This window comes from Curtobacterium poinsettiae (assembly GCF_047226435.1).
Classification (GTDB): domain Bacteria; phylum Actinomycetota; class Actinomycetes; order Actinomycetales; family Microbacteriaceae; genus Curtobacterium; species Curtobacterium poinsettiae.
Window position 1 is genome coordinate 1,715,819 of record NZ_CP178434.1, and the last position, 17,634, is coordinate 1,733,452.

Sequence of the window (17,634 nt, forward strand, 5' to 3'; positions counted from 1 at the left end):
CGGTGACACCCGAGGCGGTCCAAGAGCCGCTCGTGCAATCGAGAGGTGAACAGATGCTTGATCAGGGCCAGACAGGCTTCATCATGATCATGGCTGCGCTGGTGTTGTTCATGACACCCGGCCTGGCCTTCTTCTACGGCGGTTTGGTGAAGGCGAAGTCCGTCATCTCCATGATGATGATGTCCTTCGGTGCGATCGCGCTCGTCGGCGTCCTCTGGGTGCTGTACGGCTACGCGATCGCCTTCGCCAACACGGGGCCGCACACAGCCGTCAGCGGCGTCGTCGGGTTCTTCAGCATCGACTGGAACCAGATCGGCCTCGGCCAGGCGTTCGAACAGTCCCAGGCCACCACGCTCGCCGCCACCTACCCCGACCTCGCCTTCGTCGGCTTCCAGGCCACCTTCGCGATCATCACCGTCGCGCTCATCTCCGGCGCCATCGCCGACCGCGCCAAGTTCGGCGCGTGGATGGTCTTCGCCGGCATCTGGGTCACGGTCGTCTACTTCCCGGTCGCCTCGTGGGTCTTCAACCTGACCTCCGGTTGGGCCGCCACGTGGGGCGTCATCGACTTCGCCGGTGGCACCGCGGTGCACATCAACGCCGGTGCGGCGGGTCTCGCCCTGGCGATCGTCCTCGGCAAGCGCGTCGGCTTCGCCAAGGGCGCGCACAAGCCGCACAACCCGCCCTTCGTCCTGCTCGGTGCCGCCATCCTGTGGTTCGGCTGGTTCGGCTTCAACGCCGGCTCCGCCGGTGCCGCGAACGGCGTCGCGTCGCTCGCCTGGATCAACACGCTCGCCGCTCCCGCAGCCGCGGTCCTCGGCTGGTTGCTCGTCGAGAAGCTCAAGGACGGCAAGGCCACCTCTGTCGGTGCCGCCTCGGGTGCCGTCACCGGCCTGGTCGCGATCACCCCGGCCTGCGCCAACCTGACCCCGGGCTGGGGCATCCTGCTCGGCTTCCTCGCCGGCATCGTCTGCTGCTTCGCCATCGACTGGAAGTACCGCCTGGGCTTCGACGACTCGCTCGACGTGGTCGGCGTGCACCTGGTCGGCGGCATCTTCGGCACCCTGTTCCTCGGGTTCTTCGCCAACGACACCGGCCTGATCTACTCCGGCTCGTTCGAGCAGCTCGGCAAGCAGGCGGCCGCAGCCGGTGCCGTCGGCGCCTACTCGTTCGTCCTGGCCTTCCTCATCGGCTGGATCATCGAGAAGACCATGGGCTTCCGCGTCAAGACCGAGGACGAGGTCGCGGGCATCGACACCGCCGTCCACGGCGAGGAGGGCTACGTCCTGTACGAGCAGACCGACGACAGCCCGGTCAGCGTCCGCTAGTCACCAGGCACCACCCGTACGACGACGGGCCCCGCGCACACAGCAGCGCGGGGCCCGTCGTCGTGTCGCTGGGTCGCGTGTTCGACGTGACCACGGACGGGAGGCTCTCCACCGGTCACGGTCGGTCCGCCGCTGGCGCGTCGGCACGGAAGCGGCTTCGGAGGCGCGGTGCGGGTCGGACTCACACCGCGCCTCCAGGCAGATGGTCGCGTCAGCGATCCGTTGGTTCCGTTGGTTCCGTCACCAGGCGTAGTCCTCCGGCGAGGTCGTGTGCCCCGGGAAGATCTCGTCGAGCCGGTCGAGTGCACGCTGGTCGAGGCGGATGTCGACAGCGCGGACCGCGGACTCCCACTGCTCCATCGTGCGCGGGCCGGTGATCGGCGCGGTGACGCCGGGCTGGTGCAGCAGCCAAGCGAGGGCGAGCTCCCCGGGGGTGTGCCCGAGTTCCTTCGCGAAGGACTCGTACGCGGTGAGCTGGTCACGGTGCGAATCGACGTACTCGGCGCTGCGGCCGGACAGGCGACGCGAGCCGTTCTCCGTCTTCTCGATGACGCCGCCGAGCAGGCCGCCCTGCAGCGGCGACCACGGGATCACGCCGAGGCCGTACGCACGGGCGGCGGGCAGGACCTCGCGCTCGACGTCGCGGACCACGAGGTTGTAGATCGACTGCTCGCTGACCAGGCCGAAGGTGTTGCGGCGCTTCGCGGCCTCCTGCGCCTGGGCGATGTGCCAGCCGGCGAAGTTCGACGAGCCGACGTAGAGCACCTTGCCCTGCTGCACGGCGACGTCGATCGCCTGCCAGATCTCGTCCCACGGCGTCGCACGGTCGACGTGGTGGAACTGGTACAGGTCGATGTGGTCGGTCTGCAGCCGCTGCAGACTCGCGTCGAGCGACTGCCGGATGTTCAGGGCGCTGAGCTTGCCGCCGTTCGGCCAGTCGATCATCTCGCCGTAGACCTTCGTGGCGAGGACGGTCTTCTCGCGACGCCCGCCGCCCTCGGCGAACCAGCGGCCGATGATCTCCTCGGTGGCACCCTTGCCCACCGAGCCGCCGTACCCGTTGGCGGTGTCGAAGAAGTTGACGCCGAGCTCGTGGGCCCGGTCCATGATCGCGTGCGAGTCGTCCTCGCTGGTCTCCGGGCCGAAGTTCATCGTGCCGAGCACTGCTCGTGAAACCGACAGCCCTGTCCGTCCGAGGTGTGTGTAGTCCATGAGACGGGTCTACTCGTGACGCGCTGGTGGCGCCAGGCCCTGGGAGTACCGGTCGAGGGGTGGGGAGTAGTCAGGGAGGACCACTCGAGAGGAGCAGCCATGCCAGCCAAGGACGAGATCCCCAGCACCCTGCAGCGGTCCCCGGAGCACGCGCAGGAGATCTTCGAGAAGGCGCTCGACTCGGCGAACGAGTCGTACGGACCGGGCGAGCGCGCGCACCGCACCGCGTTCGCCGCGGTGAAGCACGAGTACGAGAAGGTCGGCGACCACTGGGAGGAGAAGGAGTCCTCCGGCCCGTCCGACTCCGGTGCCGCGGGTTCGCGTGGTGCTGGCTCGGACTCATCCGGGAAGACCGAGGGCGGTGTCGACGCGAACGCCTCGAAGGCACACCTGATGGACGTCGCGAAGCGGCTCGACGTGCGCGGCCGGTCGAAGATGAACAAGGACGAGCTGGTCGACGCGATCGGCAAGGCCAACGACCGTGCGACCGCCGCCGCGCGGAAGTGACGGTGCGAGGCGGGGCCTGCATTCCTCGGCAGGCATGCTGGCTCGGGGTGAGGGGGTAACGTGCCGACGGTGAACATCCCAGCACTCCGTGGCAGCCGGATCCTCGGGTTCGGACACCACCAGCCCGAACGCATCCTGACCAACGACGAACTGTCGACGATGGTCGACACGAACGACGAGTGGATCCGCACCCGCACCGGCATCCAGACCCGACGGATCGCCGGGCCCGACGACACCGTCACGTCGATGGCGATCGAGGCCGGCCGCCGTGCCCTCGCCGACGCCGGGGTGTCGCCCTCGGCCGTCGGACTCGTCATCGTCGCGTCCACCACGCACCAGGACCGCGCTCCGTACACGGCCGGCCGGGTCGCCGCCGCACTCGGCATGACGAACGGCCCCGCGCCGATCGACATCAACACCGCGTGCAGTGGCTTCGAGTACGCGCTCGGGCTCGCCGACCAGTCCATCCGGACCGGTTCGGCCGACGTCGCGCTCGTGATCGGGTCCGAGGTGCTGTCCGGCATCGCCGACTGGACCGACCGGTCGACCTGTGTGCTCGTCGGTGACGGAGCCGGCGCCGCCGTGTTAGGTGTCGCCGAGACGCCCGAGATCGGGCCGGTGTCGTGGGGGAGCGTGCCGCACCTGCTCGATGCCGTCCGCGTGGAGGGGTCGCCGGGGCGCTTCAACCAGGAGGGTCGCTCGATCTACCGCTGGGCCATCACCGAGGCGGAGAGACACGCCCGCAAGGTCGTCGAAGCCGCGGGGCTCTCGATGGACGACATCGAGGTGTTCGCGTTCCACCAGGCGAACCTGCGGATCATCGAGCCGCTCGTGACCGCGCTCGGCGGGGAGTCCAAGTTCGTCATCCGCGACGTCGTCGAGTCCGGGAACACCTCGGCGGCGAGTGTGCCGCTCGGGCTGTCGAAGGCGTGGGAGCGTGGTGACCTGCCCGAGGGTGTGCCGGCGCTGCTGTTCGGCTTCGGGGGCGGGTTCGCGCACGCTGGACAGGTCGTGACGACGCCCGTGCGGTCCTTCTAGGACACGGCCTGCAACAGACACAGACACAGACGCAGGAACGGCCCGGGCACGCTGCCCGGGCCGTTCCTGTGTCAGCGCTTGGTGTCCTGGTCCGGCGCTTCGTGCCGGGGTTCAGGGCGTCGTGCCGGGGTTGAGCGCGTCGTGCCGGGGTTCAGCGTTTCGTGCCGTGGTCGTCGTTGCCCGGCTCGGTCCAGAGGTCCTGGTCCTTGCCCGCGCCACGCTTCCACGGCAGGGCACGCCGGGTCTTCTCGGCCGCGGGGGTCACGGTCAGGACGATCGGGAACTGCGCCGGCGGCATGCCGAAGCCCGTCCGCGACGCCTGGATGACCTTGCGGCCCAGCGCGTGGTTACCGAGGCCACCGACGGCCGCGCCGATGCCGAACGGCAGGGCCCGACCGAGCACCGACCCGCCCTGTCGGATGGCGAAGCGCTTGATGAACTGGTCTCGGACCTGTCCGCCGATGCCGTTCACCATCTGCTTCGGGAGGGACGAGGTCACCATCTCGCCCCAGAACGCGGTCCGGACCTGGCCACCGGCGATCTGTCCACCGAGTTGCTTGATCAGCTGCGTCCCCGGGGCGCCGAGGATCATCGCCATCACCAGGGTGCGAGCGCGCTCGGGGTCGTCCAGGGCGATCCCGTGCACCTCGGTCACCGACTGGGCGAACAGCGCCGTGGTCTCGAGGAACCCGATCGTCTCCGCACCGCTCAGTCCGAGCGCGGCAACCATCCCGACGCCCGGGATCACGGCGCTCGCACCGACCGCGGCACCACCGGTCGTCACGGCCGTGAGGTACTGCCGCTCGAGGATCTGGATGACCTCGGCCGGCGTGGCGTCGGGCTTGCGGCGGCGGATCGCCTTGACGTGCGCCACGACCGCCGGCCGCTGCACACTGATGGCGCGGTCGAGCAACTTGACCCATCCGGCGGGTTGTTGCGGTTGCGGGGTTCTGGAGTCGTCTGACGTGGGGGAGACCTGGGCGTTCGGCAGGGGCACGATCGCCTGGTCCTTCGGGGAGCGGGCCATGCGCTCACCGTACGCCGGGCATGTGGGAGGCTCGCTGGATGGACGGCGACCGGACAGCGCGACCCCTCGACGTGGCTCGCCGCGCGGCCGGGTTCCTGCCCGTCCACGAGGTCGCCGCCCTCGCACCGGACGTCCGCGTGCTCGACCCCGGGTCCGTCCTGATCGGGGCCGGCGTGACCGTTCTGCCCGGAGCCGTGCTGTACCCGTCCACGACCCTGGAGACCCGCGACGGCGGCCTGATCTCGGTCGCTTCCGGAGCACGACTCGGCCCCGGGCCGGTGACCATCGTCGCGTCCGCGGTGACCGTGCACGTCGGCGAGGACGCCGAACTCGGGCCCGGACCGGTGACGATCATCGCGACGGGATCCGACGTGGTGGTGGGTGGTCGCGCCCGCCTGACGGCCGGGTGTCTCGTCGAGGGGCCGGCGCGCATCGGCTCCGGCGCGCAGGTGCTCGGGCCAGTGTCCGTCCGGGACGTCGAACTGGCGGACGGCGGCGACCACCGCGAACCCGACCCGGACCACCGCGGCGGTGTGGTCAAGGGCACGGGGCCCGTCCGTGGTGTGCGCGTGGGGGTCGGCGAGGTCGTGGTCGGCGGGGTGCTGAACGGCCGGGGAGTCTCCGGTTCGCCGACGGTGGAGCGCCAGCGGGAGTACCACCCCGAGGCACCGCACCGCCCGCGCTGACCGTCCGTGGTGGGTCACCCGCACGGCACACCTGCGCGCCGGAGCGCAGCCCGCACCCGGTCGGGCTGCATCAGGTCGGACCAGGAGAGCCGGATGACCGCGCGGACACCGGGGCACGACCGGATGAAGTCCTCACGTCGTTTCTCGCGCCAGTGCGCGTCGGCGGTCGAACGCCCGTCGAGCATCACCGGGTCCTCGTACTTCGCGCGGCCGTCGACCTCGACCACGACGCCCTGGTCCGGGAACCAGAAGTCCACCACCGCCGTCTCCGATCCTGCCCGGGCGAACACGTGCTGCTGCACCGGCTCGGGCACGCCGAGCTCGCGGAACCGCACCCGGCACACCGACTCGGCCGGCGACCCCGACAGTGCCGACCCCATCGCGATCGCGAGGCCCGCCTTGCTGCGGGCTGCTGTCAGCGCTGCGAACTCCGCCTCGAGCGTCGCGCGATCGCTGAGCCGACGCGAGAGCACGGAGTCGACGACGGGCAGCGCCTCGAACAACGCGCGCGTCGCAGCGACGTCGATCGCGGTCCTCGCCGGGGTCGTCGTGGGTATCGAGTCCTCGTCGATCCTGACCGCGGGCGGCCGCATCTGCGAGCCGTGCCGGACGAACCACGCCGTGACACGAGTGTGCGTCGTGGTCGGATCGGAGAGGTGCACCTTCGGCGGTGCCGCTGCGACCAACGGCAGACCGAGGACGGCGCAGGCAGACTGGTGTGAGACGACGTCCGTGTCACGGATCCGGTGCGCCGAGGCCCGGACGAGCACATGGTGCTGCTCGCCGGGGTGCAGCCCGTCGAGGGCACCCGGGTGGACGAGGACGCCCGGACGGAGGCGTTCGAAGCGTCCGCGGTGAACGTCGCGTTCGAGGGCACGGCGTTCGGCGGAGGTCGCGCCCGATGTGCGGATCAGTTCGACGTCGTTCGCTCTGGACATGACACCAGGCTCGCCGAACGCGGAGATCCAGCACGCTCCGGACGCCGATCTGTGGAGACTCTGGCGGTAACAGCGCCCTGTGGAGGACTGACCGCCTGCAGTGCGTGTGCATGTTCCGACGATCCACGCGTCGAACGACTCGTGTGTTGTCGCCTGATGTGCGCGCAACTACTGCGTGTGCATGTTCCGACGATGCACGACGCGAACGACTGGTGGAATGTCGCAGAACGGGTGCGCCCGGCGCGACCGCGCGCGCTACACCCGCGCGAGCTCCGCCCGCAGCGGCAGGTCCTGCTCCTCGAGGATGATCTGCGCGCCCACGGCGGTGCGGGCGTTCACGACGATCGGCGCGAGCAGGTTGACCGTGGTGCCGGACGCCCCGGGGTTCGCGACCACCAGCAGCATCGCGTCCGCGGGGTCGGTCAGCCCGAGCGCGGCGGCCTGCTCGTCGGTGAGCTCGGGCGCGTACGACGGCAGGTGCACCGCGGCGTCGAGCAGGAACAGCCGCGCGTCGTCGCCGACGAGCGTGAACAGCCCCTCGGCGCCGTCGACGGGCGACAGGGCGAAGGCCGGCGCGGCAGCGAGTCCGAACGGCGGGACGGCGAAGGTCAGGGAGATGCTCATCGGAGGTAGTCCATCAGGGTCGGCTGCAGGACCTTCGCGGTGACGGCGAGGGCTGCCTGGTAGTTGGTCTGCTGCACCTGCAGGTCGAGGACGGCCTTGGCGAGGTCCACGTCCTCGATGCCGGCGCGGCGGCTCTCGAGCGAGACGGTCGCGGACTTCAGTGAGTCCTGCGCCGCGAGCGCGGCGGCGTGCCGGACCCCGACGTCGGCCTGGGCGCCGCGGACGGTCCCGAGCGCGCCGTCCACGTCGTTGATCCGCGCGTTCACGTTCACCCCGTTCTGCAGGTCGCTGACGATGGAGTCGATCACGGCGAACACCGAGTCGTCACCGGATCCGAAGACCGCGGTGCCGGTGGTGTCGACGCGGACGGTCGTGCCGTCACCGATCCGCCGGGACACGTCGGTGCCCGAGGCCGCCCAACCCGTGGCCGGGTCGTGGGCGGCAGCGGCGGTCGACGACCCCGCGAACACCGAACGGGTGCCGTAGGTGGTGTTGGCTCGTGCCTCGAGGTCGGCCTTGAGCGACCGGAACTGCGTGACGAAGGCGTCGCGGTTCGTCTCGCTCATGGTGCCCGAGTTCGCGGCCTGGACCGTGAGGTCGCGGACGTTGTTGAGCACCCCGTACACGCTCGACAGTGCACTGTCGGTGGTCGCGAGCCACGCCGCGGCGTCGTCTGCGTTCCGCGAGTACTGCGCCGCAGCGGCCTGCTCCTTGCGCACCTGCATCGACGACGCGGTGCCGACGGGGTCGTCGGACGGCTTCTGGATGGCGCGCAGCGTCGTGGCCTGGTCGGTGAGCTCGGCGACCTTCGCGGCACCGGCCTGCAGCCGGGCCGAGGCGGCCGCCATCGACATCTGGGTGGTCACACGGGTGATCACGATCAGCCCCTCCCGACGAGTCCGACTCGGTTGATGATGGTGTCGAGCATCTCGTCGACGGCGGTCAGGACGCGCGCGGCGCCCTGGTACGCGTGCTGGTAGCTCAGCAGGTTCACGTTCTCCTCGTCGAGGTCGACGCCGGCGCTCGACTGCTGCTGGGTGCGTGCGTTGGTGAGCGCGAGTCCGGTCAGCGTCGATTCCGACGTCGCCGACCTGGAGGCGGTGCCCACCCCCGTCACGAACGTCGCCCAGACCTGGTCGGCACCGTCGGACGACGCCCCGAGTCGCGCGAGCGCGTCGGCGAACGAGTCGTCGAGTTCGCCCGCCGCGTTCCGCGTCGCCAGGCCGCCGGCGTCCGTGGGGACGACGCCGAGCGCCTGGGCGGCGGGCACACCGGTCGCGAGTGAGAAGAACGGTGCGCCCGTGGCGCCGGCCGGGGTGGTCCCGGTGGCGTGCAGGGCGTTCACGGTGGTGGCGAGTCGGGTGGCCACGGCGTCGTAGGACACGGACGCCTCGGCGAGTGCCCCGCCGGTGCCGGTGCCGGACGCGGGCGCCAGGACGGCGAGGGCTCCGCCGATCGACCCGCCGCTCAGCCCGACGGCCCCGGCCGTGCCGGTGGTCCAGGTCAGGGTGACCGCGGTGCCGTCGGCCAGACGCTCGCCGCCGCCGAGGGCGACCGAGCGGGCGTCGGTGCCCTGCACGAGCGGGTTGCCACCGAGGAGCACGTCGACCGTGCCGTCGGCGTTGGTCCGGGTGGTGCCGCCGGCGAGCGTGGCGATCTGCTGCGTGAGCTGGTCGCGCTGGTCGAGCAGCTCGTTGGCGGTGCCGCCCGACGCCAGTGCGGTGCGGATCCGGCCGTTCAGGTCCGCGACCTGCTCCGCGGCGCCGTTCAGCTGGGCGACCTGGCCGGTCAGGGAGCCGCGCACCGACGACCACTGCGCATCGACGGCCTTCGATCCGGCGGCCAGGGCGGAGACGACGGTGCCCGCGGCCCCGAGCACCGCGCTCGCGGCACCGGGGTCGTCGGGGTGGCTGGCGAGCTCGCTCCAGGACGACCAGAACGCATCCAGCTTGGCGCTCAGACCGTCCTTGCCGGGCTCGTGCAATCCGGTCTCGAGGGCGGAGAGTGCGCTGGCGCGGGCGTCGGCGTACGCCGACGAACCGGCGGCGACGCGGACGCCGGCGTCGAGCGTCAGGGACGCCAGGCGGGCGATGCCGTCGACGGAGACGCCCTGGCCGGCGAGGGCCGCGGTGCCCCGCATGAAGCCGGTCTGGGTCGCGGGGACCGAGTTCTGCGTGACGCGCTGCCGCGTGTACCCGGCGGTGCCGGCGTTGGCGATGTTCTGGCCGGTGACGTCGATGCCGGCCCGGGCCGCGGCGAGGCCGGAGTACGCCGTCGCGAGGGATCCGAAGGTGCTGACCACGGTGTTACAGCGTCCCCTCGAACAGGCGGGCGCCGTCCGCGCCGGCACCCGACGTGCCGGTGGCGTCGTAGGTGGCGGCGCCGGTGACGGTCCCGGCCAAGGTCTCCTCGGTGGCCTGGGCGGCGGCACGGAGGAACCGGTCGTTCTCGTCGCGCAGCGCGCCGATCTGGGTGGTCAGCTCGACCATCGCGGTGAGGTGCGACGACAGGATCTCGCCCCACGGGCCGTTCGGCGCCGCGGCGACGACGTCCCGCAGGGGAGCGTCGGCGGGCACGCCCCACTCCTCGGCGACCTCGGCACTCTGCGCGGCGCGCTCGAGTCCGGTGCTGCGGAGCCGGTCGAGGACCTGCTCGACCTCGCGGCTGGCGTGCGACACCCAGCGGGAGCGGCCCGCGGTGAGCAGGAGCTGCTCCTCCTCGAGCTTGAAGGTGAGCAGTTCGAGCAGCTCGCGTTCGCGCCAGAGCACGGCGGACAGGTCGTTCACGCTCATCAGCTCCTCCCAGGTGGTGGTTCGTCGGGGTGGCCCCCGGTCCGTCATCCTGCGGACACCGGGACCTATCGACTCGGTGGTCGCGACCGTAAGCCCCGGCGGCCGAGTGCCGACTCAGTACTCGCCGAGACTGTGACCCGATGAGCCCTGTCGGGGGACAAGAACGGTCGTTCCCCACCCGGAGTCCCCAGAAATGCCGACCGGATCCGGGCCCTGACACCCCCGCACTGGGGACGCATGTGGACCCACTCAGCCCATTGCCAGCCGATACATTCAGAACGCACCCCGGGGGACGCCCGGAACTGCTCGGGAACGACACGGGGTGCTCCGCTCGGAGGGACCCGGGCGGTTCTTCGGCGTACGCACCGGCCATCCGAGGCCGGCGCTCGTCGCGCCCACGGACGGGTGAGCCGACACACGTCAGGTCGACCAGGGGATGAGCATGGACCGCACCGAACGCAACGCGATGATCGTGGAGCACCTCCCGCTCGTGGGCTACATCGTGGCCGACGTCCGCTCCCGGGCGACGCACCTGGACCGCGACGACCTCGCCGCCGTCGGGTCCCTCGCCCTCGTCGCCGCGGCCGATGCGTTCGACCCCACCCTCGGCGTCCCGTTCGGCGCCTACGCCCGCACCCGGATCACCGGGGCACTGGCCGACGACATGCGCTCGGCCGACTGGGCCTCCCGCGGCACCCGCAAGCGCATCCGCGAGACCCTGGCCACGCAGGAGGCCCTGTCGGCGCGACTCGGCCGGACCGTCGGTGCGCAGGAGATCGCCGACGCGATGGGCGTCGACAAGCAGACCGCGGTGGACGCGATGAGCGACGCCGCCCGCACCGTCGCGCCCCTCGACGAGACCGTGCACGACCTGGTCGCGGCCGACCTGCCGCTCCCGGGGGACGACCTGCTCGAGACCGAGAAACGCCGGTACCTCCGCGCCGCGGTCGAGGCCCTGCCCGAGCGGATGCGCTTCATCGTCGAGGCCGTGTACTTCGGCGACCGATCGGTCACCGACGTCGCCGCCGAGCTCGGCATCACGCACTCCGCCGTCTCGCAGCAGCGCTCCGAGGCGATGCGGCTGCTCCACGACGGTCTCGCCGCCCACTACGGCGACGGCACCACCGTCGAGCCCGCCAGCCGCACCACCGCGGCCCGTCGCAGTGCGTACCTGGCCCGTGTCGCCACGAACGCCGCCGCCGGTGTCGCCCGCGCGGTGCACGACGCTGCAGCAGGACCGGCCGTCGCGGCGAGTTGAGACGTCGGCGGAAACTTCTCCGCCGATCCCCTAACGACTCCCGGCGACCGGCCGAGAGTCATCCATGTCAGCCCACGGACGGGCAGACGCACGACCCACGTTCACGGAGGAAACCACCATGGGTATGTCCATCAACACCAACCTCTCGGCACTCAACACGTACCGGAACCTGAACTCGACGCAGAACGACCTGTCGAAGTCCCTCGAGAAGCTCTCGAGCGGCCTCCGCATCAACCGTGCTGCCGACGACGCTTCCGGTCTGACGATCTCCGAGGGGCTGAAGTCCCAGGTCGGTGGCCTCACGGTCGCCGCCCGCAACGCGCAGGACGGCATCTCCGTCGTGCAGACCGCTGAAGGTGGCCTCACCGAGACCCACTCGATCCTCCAGCGCATGCGCGACCTGGCCGTCCAGGCCGGCAACGACTCGAACAACGAGGACTCGCGGAAGGCGATCACCACCGAGGTCGGCGAGCTCACCAAGGAGCTCACCCGCATCTCGGCGTCGACCAACTTCAACGGCATCAAGCTGCTCGACGGCTCCGCCGGCGCCGCAGGGGTGCTGAAGTTCCAGGTCGGCGCGAACGGTGACGCGGCGAGCCAGATCGACGTGGACCTGTCGAAGTCGAACGTGGAGTCCGTGTCGACCGCGGTCGGCGCGCTCACCTTCGACTCGGCCACGAACGCTCAGGCTGCCATCACCGCGATCGACGAGCAGATCAAGTACGTCTCCTCCGCTCGTTCGACCATCGGTGCCATCCAGAACCGCTTCGACCACGCCATCAACGTGACGAACGTGGCCAAGGAGAACCTGACGGCTGCCGGTTCGCGCATCACCGACGTCGACATGGCACAGGAGATGGTCAAGTACACGCGCGACAACATCCTGAGCCAGGCCGGCACCTCGATGCTCGCGCAGGCGAACCAGAGCACCCAGGGCGTGCTCTCGCTCCTGCGCTAGCCATCACGCGGTCCGCCCTCCGGGCCCCCTGCGGGCACGGAGGGCGGACCTCGCCGTCCTGACCACCTCCACGACGCCAGGGAGTGTCGACGATGTCCTCGTCCGTGTCCTCGAGCACCAGCCTCGCGATCGACGGTCTGGTCAGCGGTCTCAAGACGACCGACCTCATCAACTCGCTGATGAGCGTCGAGGGCGTCCCGCAGACCCTGCTCAAGAACAAGCTCACCACCACCAACTCGTTCATCTCGTCACTGCAGACGCTCAACGGGTTGATCCAGGGGCTCGCCACCAAGGCCGCGGACGCCGCGAAGGCCTCGTCGCTGGACCTCTTCGCCGCGACGAGCAGCGCTGCCGGCGTCACGGCCCTCACCGGCACCGGCGCGACCGCCGGGTCCATCAGCTTCACCGTCGGATCGACCGCCTCGGCCCAGGTCGGTGTCACGGCTGCGATGTCGACGTGGGCCAGCGATGCGCAGCCGATCACGATCGTCGGCGCGGACGGCAAGTCGACCACGGTGACGCCGGCGTCCGGCTCCCTCGACGACGTCGTGTCCGCCCTGAACAAGGCCGGTGCGGGCGTCACCGCGACGAAGGTCTCCGCCGGTACCGACGCCGACGGCACCAAGCTCTCCCGCCTGCAGCTCACGTCCGCGAAGACCGGGGCGGCCGGCGGGTTCCAGGTGTACCGGGGTGGCGCGGACGCCGTGGCAGCAGGCACCGCGACGAACGTCCTGACCGAGACCGGTGCCGCGGTCGTGACCGCGGCGACCGATGCCAGTGTCACCCTCTGGGCCGGCACCGCCGCCGCGCAGACGGTCACGAGCGCCACCAACACCTTCACGGGCCTCGTCCCCGGGGTCGACGTCACGGTGTCGAAGACCACCGCCGAGCCGGTCACCGTCACCGTCGCGCAGGACACCACGAAGGCCCAGTCCGTGGCCTCCGGGCTCGTTGACGCCATGAACGCGATCGCGGCCTACTACAAGACCAACACCACGGTGTCGAGCACGACCAGTGCCACGTCCGGCACCACGACGACCAAAGCCGGTGTCCTGACCGGCGACGGCGCCTCCCGCGACGCGGTGCAGCGCCTGACGAGCACGATGTCCGCCCCCGTCGACGGCAAGTCGCCGTCGACCATCGGCATCGTGATCATGAAGGACGGCACCTTCACCTTCGACCCCGAGGTCTTCCAGAAAGCCCTCGCGACCGACCCGAAGGCCACCCAGGCGATGCTCTCCGGCGTGGCCGCCAACGTCGGCGCCGCAGCCACCGCCGCGTCCGACAAGTACGACGGCTCCGTCACGACCTCCATCACCGGCCAGCAGGCCGTCGCGAAGGACCTGACCACCCAGATCGACAGCTGGACCGACCGGTTGGCGATGCGCCGGGCCTCGCTGCAGACCCTCTACGCATCACTCGAGACCAGCCTCAGCAAGCTCCAGTCGCAGTCGAGCTGGCTCGCCAGCCAGCTCGCCTCGACGTCGAGCTGACGGGAACGACCATGACCTTCGACTTCCAGGCCGCCGCCTTCCGCCAGGCTGCCCAGCCCCGCACCGTCACCGACCAGCGACGTGCCCAGTACACGAACGAGGCCGTGCTCTCGGCGACCCCGGCCCAGCTCGTGACGATGCTCTACGACCGACTGCTGCTCGACCTGCACCGGGCCGAGGCTGCGCAGGTCGCCGCCGACTGGGCGGCGGCACGCGAACAGCTCCTGCACGCCCAGGCCATCGTGGGGGAGCTGTCCAGCACGCTCCGGATCGACGTCTGGGACGGCGGCGAGGGCCTGCTCGCCGTGTACAACTACGCGTCCACCTCGCTCATCACCGCCAACGTGCACCGCGACGTGCAGGCGACCCGCGACTGCATCCGGATCCTCGAGCCGCTGCGTCAGTCGTGGCACGAGGCGGCCGCGTCGCTGCCAGCGACGCCCGCCACGCAGCAGCCGACCGGGGGAGCCCTCGGTGTCGCCTGAGCAGCCCGACGGGCGAGCCGTCTGGGAGGCCCTGCTCACGTCCCTGGAACGCGACGCCGCCGGGCAGGCGGCCGGTTCCACGGCCGTGGCCGGGTGGTCGGAGCCAGCCGGGCTGGGACCGCTGCCGCGCGACCTGGTGGGACGGGCCTCCCGGCTGCTCGCCGCGCAGCGGGACCGCATGACGGCGCTCGAGGCGGACCGCCGCTCGACGCTGGAGCACCTCGGCGCCCTGCGCGCCGTCGACGCCACGCGCGAGCCCCGCGGATCCGTGTACCTCGACGCGTCCGCCTGACCCGCACCCCCGCACCAGTTCTGCGACAGAGCACCCGTCAATCGACGGGTGCTCTGTCGCATCTCGGGTGCTCCGCCCCGCGCAGCGCCGACCGCCCCCCCCGTTCGGGGCGACGTCTAACGCGGCCGACGACGGGCTCCGATAGCGCCCCACGAGCACGGATCGCTCACCAGTTCGGCCAGGGATCGGCCACCACCGCACGGCGACGTCGTCAGCACGACGACACGCCCTGACGAGGGGGACCCTTCCGTGTTCGATTCCGTGACGAGCGTCGCGCTGCAGAGTGCACTCGACGGCCTGTCGATGCGTCAGAAGGTGATCGCGAACAACATCGCGAACATCAACACGACGAACTACCACGCCGAGAAGGTCCAGTTCGAGGACGCCCTGGCGAAGTCGATCGTGGACGGCGACGGCGCCACCACGCCGACGATGGCGCGCAGCCTCGAGCCGACGAACACGAACGGCAACAACGTCAACCTCGACGAGGAGACGCTGTCGAACATCGACACGGTGCTGCGGTACCAGTTCGCGACGCAGGCGATGAACTCCGAGCTCACCAGCGTCCGTGCGGCGATGCGGACGAACTCGTGACGACCTTCGACGCGATCGGCATCGCGAGCACCGGTCTGACCGTGCACCGGAAGTGGCTCGACGCCGTCTCGGACAACATCGCCAACGCGAACACCGTGAAGTCGATGGACGACACCGCGTTCCAGGCGCGGTACGTCGAGGTGCAGGAAGGCGCCGGCGTCTCCGGTGCCTACGTCAAGGGCGCCGCGTTCGGCAGCGCCGCCGGCCGTGTCACCTACGACCCGGACAACCCGCTCGCGAACGAGGAGGGCTACGTCCGCATGCCCGACATCGACCTCGGCACGCAGATGGCGGACCTCATCATGGCCCAGCGCGGCTACCAGGCGAACGCCGCCGTGGTCGACCGTGCCAAGACCGCCTACGAGGCGGCACTGCAGATCGGGAAGAACTGATGCCCATCGACGCCGTCAACGGTGTGACCACCAACGCGATGACGAACGCACTGACCGGTGTGTCCGGCACGTCCGGCGACGTCGCCGGCGCTGCGGGCGCGACGAGCACCGACGGCAGCGGGTTCGCCGCGAGCCTCGGCAACGCCGTCGACGGGCTGCAGTCGCTGCAGAGCGACTCGAAGACCCTCGCGCTCAAGGCCGTCACCGGCAACCTCGACGACATCCACGACGCCACGATCGCCGCCACCCGCGCGCAGGTCACGCTCGAGCTCGTCTCCGCCGTCCGCAACAAGGGCGTCGACGCCTTCAACGAGATCATGAGGATGCAGGCCTGATGCCCGTCGCCGTCAAGAACGTCCTCGCGCGCCTGTCCGCGTACTTCAAGGGCTTCTCCGCCGCCCAGCGCACCATCGCGATCCTGGCGATCGCGGCACTCGTGCTCGGCGGGATCGCCCTGGCGTCCTGGCTCGGCAAGGCGTCCTACGCGCCGCTCTTCACCGGGCTCGCCGCGGCCGACGCGAGCTCCATCACAGATCAGCTGCAGACCGACGGCGTGCCGTTCCAGCTCACCGACGGCGGTGCGACGATCCTCGTGCCGCAGGCGCAGGTGTACTCCGAGCGGCTCAAGGCGGCGTCGAACGGCCTGCCGTCGTCGAACGAGGGCGGCTACTCGCTGCTCGACAAGATGGGCGTGACGAGCTCGGAGTTCCAGCAGGACGTCACGTACAAGCGTGCGATGGAGGGTGAGCTCGCCAAGACCATCGGCGCGATGGACGGCGTGCAGACCGCCACCGTGCAGCTCGCGATCCCGGAGAAGTCCGTGTTCGTGTCCGAGGAGAAGGACCCGACCGCGTCGGTGTTCATCGCGACCGAGAACGGCACGCAGCTCAGCACCGACCAGGTGCAGGCCGTCGTGCACCTGACGAGCGCCTCGGTCGAGGGCATGCAGCCCACCGACGTCTCCGTCGTCGACGCGAAGGGCCAGACCCTGTCGGCGGTGGGCACCGGTGCGACCGGCAGCGGCGCGGACCAGGCCGCCGACTACGACGCGGCGACGAGCAAGAAGATCCAGGACCTCCTCGACACCACGCTCGGGGCCGGCAACGCGACCGTCGTGGTCTCGGGGACGATGAACCAGGAGTCCGGCACCCGGACGTCCGAGAGCTACACGAGCCCGACCTCGGGCCCGGTCGCGCTGAACGAGTCGAGCACCACCGAGGAGTACGGCGCCGGTGCCGGCGCAGGGAACGGTGCCACCGGCGTCCTCGGCCCGGACAACATCGCCGTCCCGAACGGCACCGCCACGAGCGGCGCCGGCGACGACGGGTACAAGAACGAGTCGGCGACGAAGAACAACGCCGTCGACCACACCACCGAGACCACGCAGATCCCCTCGGGCGGGCTCGACCGGCAGACCATCTCGGTCGCGCTGAACTCGAAGGCCGACGCCGTGCAGAACGCGAACCTGCAGAGCATCAACGACCTGGTGTCCGCCGCTGCAGGAGTCGACCAGGCCCGTGGCGACCAGGTCAAGGTGGCGATGATGGACTTCGACACGAGTGCTTCCGACCAGGCCGCGAAGGCGCTCGAGGAGCAGCAGAAGGCCGACCAGCAGGAAGCACTGTGGTCGTCGATCCGCACCGCCGGCATCGTGATCGGCATCGTCCTGGCCGTCATCGCGATCATGTTCTTCGTCGCCCGCCGCAACCGCAAGCAGGAGCGCGAGGCCGTCGACCTCGGCGAGCTCGACGCCTTCGCCGGCGAGACGTTCCAGCTGCCCCTCGCGATGGACGGGCTCGACGACCGGGCGACGCTCGGTGCCGGTGACGCCCCGACCGCCGTGCTCTCGGCGATGCCCGCTGGCGACGCCCCGACCGAGGTGCTGACCACCGAGGAGATCACGGCAGAGCGCCGCCGTCAGGACATCTCCGCCCTGGCCGAGCGCGACCCGAAGCGCACCGCCGAGCTCCTGCGCGGGCTGCTGGACGACCGGGCGCCGGTGTGAGCGCG

Annotated in this window: 20 protein-coding genes; 13 read left to right on the plus strand and 7 right to left on the minus strand. The window is 70.7% G+C overall.

Features of this window, described 5'->3' with window-relative positions:
• The first annotated feature begins 83 nt into the window (after positions 1-83).
• Positions 84-1,328, plus strand: coding sequence for an ammonium transporter (locus tag ACL00U_RS08120; protein WP_017886119.1), 1,245 nt, complete (start codon positions 84-86; stop codon positions 1,326-1,328).
• Positions 1,329-1,568: 240 nt separating this feature from the next.
• Here ACL00U_RS08120 and ACL00U_RS08125 read toward each other — a convergent pair whose 3' ends face one another.
• On the minus strand, positions 1,569-2,540 hold the full coding sequence (locus ACL00U_RS08125) for an aldo/keto reductase (protein ID WP_031259266.1): 972 nt from the start codon (positions 2,538-2,540) through the stop codon (positions 1,569-1,571).
• Between the two features lie 99 nt (positions 2,541-2,639).
• Here ACL00U_RS08125 and ACL00U_RS08130 point away from each other — a divergent pair, with 99 nt between their 5' ends.
• Positions 2,640-3,047: a ChaB family protein gene (locus ACL00U_RS08130; protein ID WP_042537067.1), complete on the plus strand. Its 408-nt coding sequence runs from the start codon at positions 2,640-2,642 to the stop codon at positions 3,045-3,047.
• A 69-nt stretch (positions 3,048-3,116) separates the two neighbouring features.
• The gene (locus ACL00U_RS08135; RefSeq protein WP_214562110.1) at positions 3,117-4,085 is read left to right on the plus strand and encodes a beta-ketoacyl-ACP synthase III; all 969 of its coding nucleotides are present in this window, start codon (positions 3,117-3,119) and stop codon (positions 4,083-4,085) included.
• A 151-nt stretch (positions 4,086-4,236) separates the two neighbouring features.
• Here ACL00U_RS08135 and ACL00U_RS08140 read toward each other — a convergent pair whose 3' ends face one another.
• Complete coding sequence (locus ACL00U_RS08140; protein ID WP_152427158.1) at positions 4,237-5,112, minus strand: hypothetical protein; 876 nt, start codon at positions 5,110-5,112, stop codon at positions 4,237-4,239.
• A gap of 38 nt (positions 5,113-5,150) precedes the next feature.
• On the opposite strand from ACL00U_RS08140, the gene ACL00U_RS08145 reads away from it, so the two are divergent.
• Entirely contained in the window at positions 5,151-5,798 is a 648-nt protein-coding gene (locus ACL00U_RS08145; protein ID WP_031259267.1) for a hypothetical protein, read from the plus strand.
• Between the two features lie 14 nt (positions 5,799-5,812).
• On the opposite strand, the gene ACL00U_RS08150 is transcribed toward ACL00U_RS08145, so the two are convergent.
• The 5 genes from ACL00U_RS08150 to ACL00U_RS08170 form a co-directional block, all read right to left on the minus strand.
• Positions 5,813-6,736, minus strand: coding sequence for a hypothetical protein (locus ACL00U_RS08150; protein ID WP_017886125.1), 924 nt, complete (start codon positions 6,734-6,736; stop codon positions 5,813-5,815).
• Between the two features lie 255 nt (positions 6,737-6,991).
• On the minus strand, positions 6,992-7,360 hold the full coding sequence (gene fliW, locus ACL00U_RS08155; protein ID WP_017886126.1) for a flagellar assembly protein FliW: 369 nt from the start codon (positions 7,358-7,360) through the stop codon (positions 6,992-6,994).
• Complete coding sequence (locus ACL00U_RS08160; RefSeq protein WP_017886127.1) at positions 7,357-8,238, minus strand: flagellin; 882 nt, start codon at positions 8,236-8,238, stop codon at positions 7,357-7,359. Before ACL00U_RS08160 ends, fliW begins: the two co-directional genes overlap by 4 nt.
• Before the next feature lie 2 nt (positions 8,239-8,240).
• Positions 8,241-9,662 (minus strand): flagellar hook-associated protein FlgK, encoded by a 1,422-nt coding sequence (flgK, locus tag ACL00U_RS08165; protein WP_412874048.1) that lies wholly within the window; start codon positions 9,660-9,662, stop codon positions 8,241-8,243.
• Positions 9,663-9,666: 4 nt separating this feature from the next.
• Entirely contained in the window at positions 9,667-10,152 is a 486-nt protein-coding gene (locus tag ACL00U_RS08170; protein ID WP_017886129.1) for a flagellar protein FlgN, read from the minus strand.
• A gap of 442 nt (positions 10,153-10,594) precedes the next feature.
• Here ACL00U_RS08170 and ACL00U_RS08175 point away from each other — a divergent pair, with 442 nt between their 5' ends.
• From ACL00U_RS08175 to fliF, 9 genes are all read left to right on the plus strand, one after another.
• On the plus strand, positions 10,595-11,410 hold the full coding sequence (locus ACL00U_RS08175; RefSeq protein WP_040419087.1) for a sigma-70 family RNA polymerase sigma factor: 816 nt from the start codon (positions 10,595-10,597) through the stop codon (positions 11,408-11,410).
• 118 nt (positions 11,411-11,528) lie between these two features.
• Positions 11,529-12,368, plus strand: coding sequence for a flagellin (locus ACL00U_RS08180; RefSeq protein ID WP_031259268.1), 840 nt, complete (start codon positions 11,529-11,531; stop codon positions 12,366-12,368).
• A gap of 104 nt (positions 12,369-12,472) precedes the next feature.
• A complete protein-coding gene (gene fliD, locus ACL00U_RS08185) occupies positions 12,473-13,861 on the plus strand; it encodes a flagellar filament capping protein FliD (protein WP_235045654.1) in 1,389 nt (462 codons plus the stop codon).
• Between the two features lie 11 nt (positions 13,862-13,872).
• The gene (gene fliS, locus ACL00U_RS08190) at positions 13,873-14,346 is read left to right on the plus strand and encodes a flagellar export chaperone FliS (RefSeq protein WP_017886133.1); all 474 of its coding nucleotides are present in this window, start codon (positions 13,873-13,875) and stop codon (positions 14,344-14,346) included.
• A complete protein-coding gene (locus tag ACL00U_RS08195; RefSeq protein ID WP_017886134.1) occupies positions 14,336-14,638 on the plus strand; it encodes a hypothetical protein in 303 nt (100 codons plus the stop codon). Before fliS ends, ACL00U_RS08195 begins: the two co-directional genes overlap by 11 nt.
• Before the next feature lie 249 nt (positions 14,639-14,887).
• Positions 14,888-15,232 carry a flagellar basal body protein gene (locus ACL00U_RS08200; protein WP_017886135.1) on the plus strand — a complete coding sequence of 115 codons (345 nt, stop codon included), beginning with the start codon at positions 14,888-14,890 and terminating at the stop codon, positions 15,230-15,232.
• Positions 15,229-15,624 (plus strand): flagellar basal body rod protein FlgC, encoded by a 396-nt coding sequence (locus tag ACL00U_RS08205; protein ID WP_017886136.1) that lies wholly within the window; start codon positions 15,229-15,231, stop codon positions 15,622-15,624. The genes ACL00U_RS08200 and ACL00U_RS08205 overlap by 4 nt, the downstream gene beginning before the upstream one ends.
• Entirely contained in the window at positions 15,624-15,959 is a 336-nt protein-coding gene (fliE, locus tag ACL00U_RS08210; protein ID WP_017886137.1) for a flagellar hook-basal body complex protein FliE, read from the plus strand. Before ACL00U_RS08205 ends, fliE begins: the two co-directional genes overlap by 1 nt.
• Entirely contained in the window at positions 15,959-17,629 is a 1,671-nt protein-coding gene (gene fliF / locus ACL00U_RS08215) for a flagellar basal-body MS-ring/collar protein FliF (protein WP_262117522.1), read from the plus strand. Before fliE ends, fliF begins: the two co-directional genes overlap by 1 nt.
• Positions 17,630-17,634: the final 5 nt, after the last annotated feature.